The 269-nt window shown below is 61.3% G+C and carries 1 protein-coding gene; it reads right to left on the reverse strand.

Annotated features, from left to right (window positions below; translation table 11 throughout):
• The coding region (locus tag SB773_RS31985) for an ATP-binding protein (protein ID WP_410594363.1) at nt 1-220 on the reverse strand (220 nt) is incomplete at its 3' end.
• Nucleotides 221-269 lie beyond the last annotated feature (49 nt).

The raw sequence follows: 269 nt of genomic DNA on the forward strand, positions 1-269 counted from the left end.
GGCCGGTCACCTTGGTGGTTTGGAACGGCTCGAAAATGTGCGCTCGCCGTGCTTCCGGAACTCCGGGGCCGCGATCGCGGATGGCCACGCGGACGTGGGACGCGCCAGCGTCAGAGCGAACCGTGACCTGTCGCTGTTCGCAATAGGCCATGGCCTCGCACGCGTTGATCAGTAGGTTCAACATGACCTGCTCGATCTGTATGACGTCCGCCTCGACCAACGGGAGTTCGGGTGCAAGGATCGTTGTTATTGTGATGTCACGATTGCGG

The sequence above is a fragment of the Bacillus sp. SIMBA_074 genome (genome assembly GCF_046534555.1).
GTDB classification, from domain to species: Bacteria; Bacillota; Bacilli; order Bacillales; family Bacillaceae_G; genus Bacillus_A; species Bacillus_A mycoides.